A 7,715-nucleotide genomic window follows, 5' to 3' on the forward strand; every position below is an offset into this window, starting at 1 on the left:
GTTGAAATGCGATCAGTCTTCTGCGCCGTGCAGAAAGCGACCGGTTTCCAGGAAACGCGCGATCTGTGCCGCACAACGCTTGGAGGCCAGCATCTCCGAGTGCGCCAGCGGCAGGTCGATGCAATCGGCTGCCCAGGGAAGCCGCGTCTCCTCCAGCGCAACGAGGCCGTCGTTGGGCACTGGCAGATCAGGCACGATGCGGCCCAGACCGATGCTGCGCGTGCCGGCGAGCACGCCGACCTCGACCGTCGATGGTCCGGGCGTGGCAGTGTCGGGATCACGGGACAGCCATTCCATCGTCGAGCGGCCAAGGATCGTGGGCAATCCGCGCACGCCCGACAGTCGGCGCGCGCAGTAGCTGCCGCGGCAAGGCGTACCGAGCAGGACCGCGCGGCCAAGACGGGGATCGGCGGAGTGTGCGAGCAAGTCCAGAACGATCAGGCCGCCGAGGCTATGGCCGACGAAGTGAATGCGTTCAGCGTCCGCCTCGTGGACGCATGTTACCAGCTTGCTCACATTCTGCGAGAGGCTCGCTCGCACGCTGCGGTAGGCGAAGCGTAGCGTGCGATAGCCCCGGCGCTCCAGCCATCTGCCGTGCAGGGCGAACACCGCTGTTGGTGTCCATAATCCGTGTACCAGGATTACCAGTTCCCGTGCATGCTGGTCGCCGGGGTGATTCCCCTCCTGCAAGGCACGCCCGCCTGACCCATTGCCTGCGGTCATCGCCGGAGAGTCCTTGCTCTGGTGAATCTCGATCGCAATGCGAAGTCCTGTGTCCGCCGGTCAATGTGGTGGCGGCAGCCGGTCGCGAGCGTTGCTCATTGTGGGTTGCCCTCGATTCTGCTGCTGGGCGGCGCCGTACGTGGGCGCTTGTCCTCGGCTTGCAGTCCGGTAATCACTTCCCCGGCGATGCGGTAGGACTTGCCGCGGAATAGCGCGATCACCTGACCGTTGGGATTGCGGATCGTCGTGTCGTACACGCCGGTGCGCCCCGCGAGAGACCGCTCCTCGCTCTCTGCTTCCAGTTCTTCCCCCACCATGGCCGGGGCGAGGAAGTCGATGTGGCAGGCGGACGCGACCGTGTTGCGGTTGTAGCTGTTGCACGCATAGGCGAAAGCAGAGTCGGCAAGGGTGAACAGGAAGCCGCCGTGGCACATGTGGTGACTATTGACCATATCCGGCCGGACGACCATCGCCATGCGCGAGTATCCCGGTCGGACGGAAAGCAGACGTATGCCGATCAGCTTGAGGGCAGCGTCGCGGCTGTACATGGCCTCGGCGGTCTGTTCGGCGAGCAGGGTGGCGGCAGAAGTATCGTGCGCGGCGGCGTTGGGTTTGGACATGCAAGTTCCTTTCGGAGAAAATGGCGGACTCGATGGTCGCGGTTGTTTGGGGGCGATTCCGTGGGTGCTCGGTGGCGTTGCCTGCCGACGTTTCCCGGTGCTGCGGCTGATCGATGCTACTCCTGCAATACTCCCTGTTCGCCTGCAGGCACCGGATTCCTCATGCTGGGGCGCCAGCGTCGCCCGTCGGCAAGATCCGGACTGGAGGTACTTGCGCTGGGTGTCGGCGCGGCGCAACAGTTCCCAGGAGTGATCGTATCTGCTGCGGAGGTTCCTGCTCGACGGTCAGTGGCAAAAATGGTACAAAATATGCGACTCAACACGAATAAGTGTATCACGATGCGCTGCCCAGCAAGGCCTGTCCTGGTCGATCGAGAGCTTGGCATACCCTGCTTGCACCAGGCGAGCCGGGCGCCTGCTGTCGTTCCCCATGCTTGTCGGGGGTCGGGAGCGCCGGATTCTGGGTCGGGGGCGCACAATCGTGGCGCCGCCGGTGGTGAGCGATTGCTTGATTCTTGTTGCCGTGGCGGATGTAGGGTCCCGGCAGTTGCTTCGACACCGTCTGGCAAGCTCCAGGACATCGGGAGATTCCGCCTGGCAATCGCGGACGGTTCGGAGGCGGCGCACTGATGTCTACGGCCATGCGCAGGCGGATCGAGGAGTTCAGCCAACAGAAACGCGTGCATGCCGGCTCCGTGATCGTTTCGCTGTTCGGCGACGCGGTCCTGCCACGTGGCGGCCGGGTATGGTTGGGCAGCCTGATTCGGCTGCTCGAACCGCTGGGGGTCAACGAGCGTTCGGTGAGGACGTCCGTATTCCGCCTGACCAAGGAGGAGTGGCTGTGCAGCCAGGCGTTGGGCCGCCGCAGCGAATACCGTTTGACGAGTTCGGGAGAGCGTCGATGCGTCGAAGCGGCGCGGCAGATCTATGCCGCGCGCGCGCCGGACTGGGATCATCGTTGGCGACAGATTCTGGTGCTTGGCGTTTTCGCGCGCAAGGATCGCGACGCGCTGCGTCGTGCCCTGGTCTGGCAGGGGTTTGGTGCCGTAGGGGCAGACTGTTTCGTTCACCCCAGCGCGGATCTGGCAAGCGTATTCGACGCATTGCTCGCCGACGGTCTGGCAGGCCTGCCCGTCAGCCTGATGCCGCTGGTGGCGACCGATTCGAGCCTCGTCGGCACGGCCGGCAACGCCGATCTGGTCGCTCGTGCCTGGGACCTGCGAGAACTCGCACAGGCCTATGCCGAGTTCGTCAGGACCTACACCCCGGTCCTCGCCGAGTTGCGTTCCGATCCCTTGCTCGCCGATGAAGAGGGTGCTTTCCTGCTGCGGCTGATGTTGATTCACGACTATCGGCGCTTGCTGTTGCGCGACCCGCAGCTTCCCGAGCAACTATTGCCGGCCGATTGGCCAGGAGAAAGCGCCCGGCTGCTCTGCAAGGATCTCTACCGCCGCTTGCTGGCGCCTGCCGAGCGTCATCTCGATCGCTTTCTGTTGACCGCTGACGGCACCTCGCCTCGCCTGCAGCCGATGGTGCATGCGCGGTTTGCCGAGGAAGATCGGTTGCCAGCGATCTGAACTGTCCTCCGCCGCGGTGGCTATACCGGGCTCGCCGACCGGCGCCAGAAGTTCGCCGCCGCGGACACCCGCGATCGACTCCCCACGAGCTCATGCCGACCGCTCGCGGCATGAGCTCGCGCCGGGTTGCCCGGGCAACTACGATGACGATACCCGTCGCCGGCTGCTCATGCCGATGCGGCGCTGGACTTGTAGAAGCCGGTTTCGGCCAGCACGTCCTGTTCCTCGAAAGCTGCCCGTTCGGCCGCGGCAGCGGGGCTGTGGTCGAGTACCGACGCCAGCCAGGCGACGAAGAACGCCAGCGGCATCGAGAAGAGCGCGGGTTGCTCGTAGGGGAACAAGGCGGTCGGATTGCCGAGCACGGTCACCCAGACGGCTTTCGAGCAGATCACCAGGGCCAAGGCAGAGATCAGGCCCACCAGCGCGCCGAGAACGGCACCGCGTGTGGTCAGACCCTTCCAGTACATCGAGAGGATCAGTACCGGAAAGTTGGCGGAAGCGGCAATCCCCAGCGTCAGGCCGGAGAGGAACGCCAGGTTGTGCTTTTCGAACAGAATGCCGAGGATGACCGCGAGCACCCCAAGGCCGAGAGACGAAATCTTCGATACCCTGACCTCGTCGGCCTCGGTGGCAGTGCCCCGCTTGATTGCGTTGGCGTAGATGTCGTGCGAGATTGCCGAGGCGCCGGCGAGGGCGAGTCCCGCGACCACCGCCAGAATGGTGGCAAACGCCACCGCCGCCATGAAGCCAAGCAGCAGGTTGCCGCCCACGGCGTGCGCCAGATGCATGGCCGGCATGTTGCCCCCGCCGATCAATTTGCCGCCGACTGTCCCGCCTTCGAAGTACTGCGGGTCGGTACCGACGAGGACCACTGCCGACAGCCCGATCAGGCCGATCATCAGGAAGAAGAAGCCCATCAGGCCGGTGGCCACGAATGCGCTCTTGCGCGACTCGACGGCATTCGGCACGGTAAAGAAACGCATCAGGATGTGCGGCAGACCGGCGGTACCAAAGACCATTCCGAGTGCCAACGAAACGGCGGAAACCGGATCGGCGAACATCACGCCGGGCGCGAGGATGTTCACCCCCTTGCGCACGGCGGCGGCCTGACTGGCCATCGTCTCGAAACTGAAGCCGAATTTGGCGAAGGCCAGCATGGCCATCAGGGTGCCGCCGGCGATCAGCAGTACGGCCTTGACGATCTGCACCCAGGTTGTCGCCAGCATTCCACCGAAGGTCACGTAAATGACCATGAGCACGCCTACCACGACGACCGCGATCCAGTATTCGATCCCGAACAGCAGCTTGATCACCTGGCCGGCGCCCACCATCTGCGCGATCAGGTAGCAAATCACGACGGTGAGCGAGCAGATCGCTGCCGTCGTGCGCACGGGACGCTGCGCCAGGCGGAAAGAGGTGACGTCAGCAAAGGTGTAGCGGCCGAGGTTGCGCAGCCGCTCCGCCATGACGAAGAGAATCACCGGAAAGGCGACGATCAGGCAGAGGCAATAGAGGAAACCGTCGTAGCCTTTGGCGAAAATCAGGCTGCTGATGCCGAGCAGCGTGGCTGCGGAAAGCAGGTCGCCAGCAATCGCAAAGCCGTTCTGCGTGCCGGTGATGCCGCCACCTGCGGCATAGTAATCACTCGCCGTTTTCGTCCGCTTGGCCGCCCAATAGGTGATCCCGAGCGTGATGGCGACGAACAGGATAAACATCGCGATTGCCGGAACGTTGGCCGTTTGTCCTTCGTTGCCTGTCGCTGCCGCTGCCAGGCCGGTCCAGGCAAGCAAGCCGAGGCTCGTCATGGAAATTGCCCGCAGTTTTCTCATTGGCGGGCCTCCCGCACGATTTGATCGCTAAGCCCGTCGAAATCGCGGCTGGCGCGGCGAACGTAAATTCCGGTCAGCACCCAGAAAAAAACGATCATGGCCACGCTCAACGGAATGGCGATCGTCGTCACGTTCGTGCTCGATATGGTCGTCGCCAGGAGGCTCGGCTTGAACGCCACGACCAGAATGAAAGAAAAGAATGTTCCCAGGGTGCTGCCTGCGAGCAGCCAGGCCAGGCGCCTGCGGCGGCCGACCAACTCCGCGTATCTGGGATTACGCAGAATCTTCTGATAGATTTCGGTGGACATGTGACTCGCGTCTCCTCCTGATGAATGCGAGGCGCCGGTATTTTTGTGCGTCCCTCGCCTGTCTAATTGATCTCAGTCCCCAATCACGAAAGAACATCCATTCCAGTTTCTACATAGGCGATCCTCCTTGCGATGCGATAGTGGTCAAGGTCGCGTCTGCCGAAAGCCGCACTTTTCGAACCGCATTCCTCAGTGGTTCGAGGTTTGCGGCGTGACGAGGTGGCTGGCGGGTGCCACCACCGGCCTTTGCTGTCGGAAATAGCCCTCACTGTGGATCATCTTGGGCTTCGCACCCAAGGCCCGGACGGCAGCGATGCAGCTTTCGACGAATGACGGGCTGCCGGCGATGAAGATCGAGAACTCGGACAGGTCGCTGAACAGTGTGGGAAGGACTTGCGGCACGCGGCCGTTGAGCCCGTCATGCTTTTCACGTGTCAGCGTGTACAGATAACGGAAGGCCGGATGCTTGGCTTGCCACCACGCCATGAGGCCGGAGTCGTACAGGTCTTCGCTGGTACGGGCCGAGAACAGCAGGGTGACGGGCTGGCTGTAGCCCCGGCGCAGGGCCGCGTCAGCCAGCGCAAGCAAGGGGGCCAGGCCGGAACCGGCGGCAATGCAGAGCACCGGTGCGTCCACCGAGGGGTCGCCAATGAACGTGCCGTAGGGCCCCGACAGGGTGGTGGCGCTGCCTACCTTGAGGTTCTCGTGAATCCACGCGCTGGTGAAGCCATCGTCTGCGCGCGTGATCTGCAGCGTGATCTCGCCGTCCGGTCGAGGGGCGTTGGCGATCGAGTAAGAGCGCGCGGGAACGCCGGACTGGGGAGCGCCGAGCATGACGTATTGGCCGGGCCAGTAGCGCATGGGAGTATCCAGGGGCCGCAGCCGCAACTCCAGGATGCGCCCGGTACGCATCAGGCGATCGACGACGATGAATGCCTGGTCCTCGCGTGGGGGGAAAAGCTTGGGTTGGGCATCTTCGGTTCCCCAATCGATGACCAGTTCATCCGAAATCGGCTTGGCCATGCACATCAGCCCGTAACCGTCGTGGCGCTCCTGCTGGGAAAGAGCCATGTCGAGAACGAAGCCCTGGTCGAAGGTGCCGCTGAGCACCTTGACCTTGCATTCGCCGCAGGCACCCGCGCGGCAATTGTTGGGCAGGGCATAGCCGGCCGCCTCGAGCGCTTCGAGTACGGCGCTGCCATCCTGACATTCGACGATGTGCCCCGACGGGTGCAGGCGAATATGTTTCATGGCAAATCACGTGCTCCGTAAGTGGAACGAACGACGGCCCGCGACGGCGGGCCGCCATGGTTCAGGCAAAAAGCCCTCCTAGAATACCGGGATAATATCCTCCATGTCGACATCGCGAATCTCCTCGCCGGTGATTCCGACTTCGGGGATCGCCGGGAAGGGGATGTCGAACTTGTCGAGGACGCCCTTCAGATTGAGCATCGCGTTCCGCCAGTTCTCCTTCTTCGCCTCGTAGTCGGGAATGTGGAAGCCTGCAGCGCGGGCAATGGCTTCCGCTTCGCGCTGGTTGGCGATGAAATCGGACGGAATGTCCCAGAAATCCTCCGGCGGCTCGAAGAGGACGCCCGAGAGGAACAGGAAGCCGGCACGGATCTGCTTGGTAATCATTGGCCGGTCCGCCAGGTCGAGTTTCGGATAGTCGCGCTCCATCAGCGACATGCAGATCGCCATGTGCCGTCCCTCGTCGCGTCCGACATTGCGGAAAGCTTCCTTGAACACGGGTTCCACACAGTTTGCCGCCATCTGGTGAAAAATTGTGGCAGCCGCGATCTCGCCCATGAGGAAGGAACTGAAGAGCACGGCCAGGCTGTACTTGGGTACCGCCGACTTGTACCCCTCCCAGTAACGCGAGCCGTTGTAGTACAGCCAGTGCGCGTTCTTCTGGGCCTTCCGGCCGATCTCGGTCTTGGGCACGTAGCTGAGTACGTCGGGGTGCTCGAGCAGCCTGGTGATGGCCTGTCCGCAGAGTTGCTCATGATTCTGTTCGTCACGCGTCACCGAGAAGAAGCAGCGGCGAACGGCTTCCTCCTCGTGCGCCTCGTAGGTCTTGATGAGCGCTGCGGCAAACACCGGCGGCGCCGACGCGTCAAAAACCGAAAGGATGGTCCACCAATAGGCAATCGCTTCCCGCTGTTCCCAAGAATATTTCGACAGATCGAGCGTGTGCCAAGGGAGCTTCTTCGGATCCCAGGCTTCCCGCAGAGATGAGTCCCAAATGTCCTCGAGCTTCCTGGTCTTGGCATGCCAGCTCAAGGGAAAGACGTTGGGTTGCTCGGCTGTGGTCGGAAGTTCCATTTTGCCAGCGATGCGTTCATGTCTCGACATGGATGATCCTCTTAAAGTTTGGTTGCTTTCACCCCCACCACCGGCGGGCTGGGTGTGGCGGAGGCGTCATTGATGCCGGCCAGGAGCGGCGCAATCCTCTCCGGATTCCGCGTGCGCGTCGAGGCTCGGACGAATCCGCGGCAGCGATACGCCAACTCTCCCTCAAGGGAGGGCACGCAGAACCGCCGAGTCTGCCCATAATGTTACAATGATTGCTTTGATGTCAACTATTCCTGTAACAGGAGTCGTCTGGCCAGAGATCTGTCGAAATCAGTTGCCAGAGATTTATCTATAGGATTTAAC

7 protein-coding genes are annotated in these 7,715 nt (G+C 62.6%); 1 reads left to right on the forward strand and 6 read right to left on the reverse strand.

Annotated features, from left to right (window positions below):
* Window positions 1-12: 12 nt before the first annotated feature.
* Together NFV80_RS05420 and paaI are read right to left on the reverse strand one after the other, a co-directional pair.
* Window positions 13-723: an alpha/beta fold hydrolase gene (locus NFV80_RS05420; RefSeq protein WP_295327110.1), complete on the reverse strand. Its 711-nt coding sequence runs from the start codon at window positions 721-723 to the stop codon at window positions 13-15.
* Window positions 724-818: 95 nt separating this feature from the next.
* Entirely contained in the window at window positions 819-1,343 is a 525-nt protein-coding gene (paaI, locus tag NFV80_RS05425) for a hydroxyphenylacetyl-CoA thioesterase PaaI (protein ID WP_295327113.1), read from the reverse strand.
* Window positions 1,344-1,972: 629 nt separating this feature from the next.
* Here paaI and paaX point away from each other — a divergent pair.
* Window positions 1,973-2,920, forward strand: a complete 948-nt coding sequence (paaX, locus tag NFV80_RS05430) for a phenylacetic acid degradation operon negative regulatory protein PaaX (RefSeq protein ID WP_295327116.1) — start codon at window positions 1,973-1,975, stop codon at window positions 2,918-2,920.
* A 167-nt stretch (window positions 2,921-3,087) separates the two neighbouring features.
* On the opposite strand, the gene actP is transcribed toward paaX, so the two are convergent.
* From actP to NFV80_RS05450, 4 genes are all read right to left on the reverse strand, one after another.
* Window positions 3,088-4,749, reverse strand: a complete 1,662-nt coding sequence (gene actP / locus NFV80_RS05435; RefSeq protein ID WP_295327119.1) for a cation/acetate symporter ActP — start codon at window positions 4,747-4,749, stop codon at window positions 3,088-3,090.
* A complete protein-coding gene (locus tag NFV80_RS05440; protein WP_295327122.1) occupies window positions 4,746-5,057 on the reverse strand; it encodes a DUF485 domain-containing protein in 312 nt (103 codons plus the stop codon). Before NFV80_RS05440 ends, actP begins: the two co-directional genes overlap by 4 nt.
* Before the next feature lie 189 nt (window positions 5,058-5,246).
* Entirely contained in the window at window positions 5,247-6,308 is a 1,062-nt protein-coding gene (locus tag NFV80_RS05445) for a 2Fe-2S iron-sulfur cluster-binding protein (RefSeq protein WP_295327125.1), read from the reverse strand.
* A 78-nt stretch (window positions 6,309-6,386) separates the two neighbouring features.
* A complete protein-coding gene (locus NFV80_RS05450; protein ID WP_295327128.1) occupies window positions 6,387-7,412 on the reverse strand; it encodes a hypothetical protein in 1,026 nt (341 codons plus the stop codon).
* Between the last annotated feature and the right edge of the window lie 303 nt (window positions 7,413-7,715).

It is taken from the genome of Accumulibacter sp. (assembly GCF_023806565.1).
Classification (GTDB): domain Bacteria; phylum Pseudomonadota; class Gammaproteobacteria; order Burkholderiales; family Rhodocyclaceae; genus Accumulibacter.

Coding starts and splice junctions, on each gene's coding strand:
- NFV80_RS05420 (WP_295327110.1), bottom strand. CDS start 723: ATGACCGCAGGCAATGGGTCAGGCGGGCGTGCCTTGCAGGAGGGGAAT.
- paaI (WP_295327113.1), bottom strand. CDS start 1,343: ATGTCCAAACCCAACGCCGCCGCGCACGATACTTCTGCCGCCACCCTG.
- paaX (WP_295327116.1), top strand. CDS start 1,973: ATGTCTACGGCCATGCGCAGGCGGATCGAGGAGTTCAGCCAACAGAAA.
- actP (WP_295327119.1), bottom strand. CDS start 4,749: ATGAGAAAACTGCGGGCAATTTCCATGACGAGCCTCGGCTTGCTTGCC.
- NFV80_RS05440 (WP_295327122.1), bottom strand. CDS start 5,057: ATGTCCACCGAAATCTATCAGAAGATTCTGCGTAATCCCAGATACGCG.
- NFV80_RS05445 (WP_295327125.1), bottom strand. CDS start 6,308: ATGAAACATATTCGCCTGCACCCGTCGGGGCACATCGTCGAATGTCAG.
- NFV80_RS05450 (WP_295327128.1), bottom strand. CDS start 7,412: ATGTCGAGACATGAACGCATCGCTGGCAAAATGGAACTTCCGACCACA.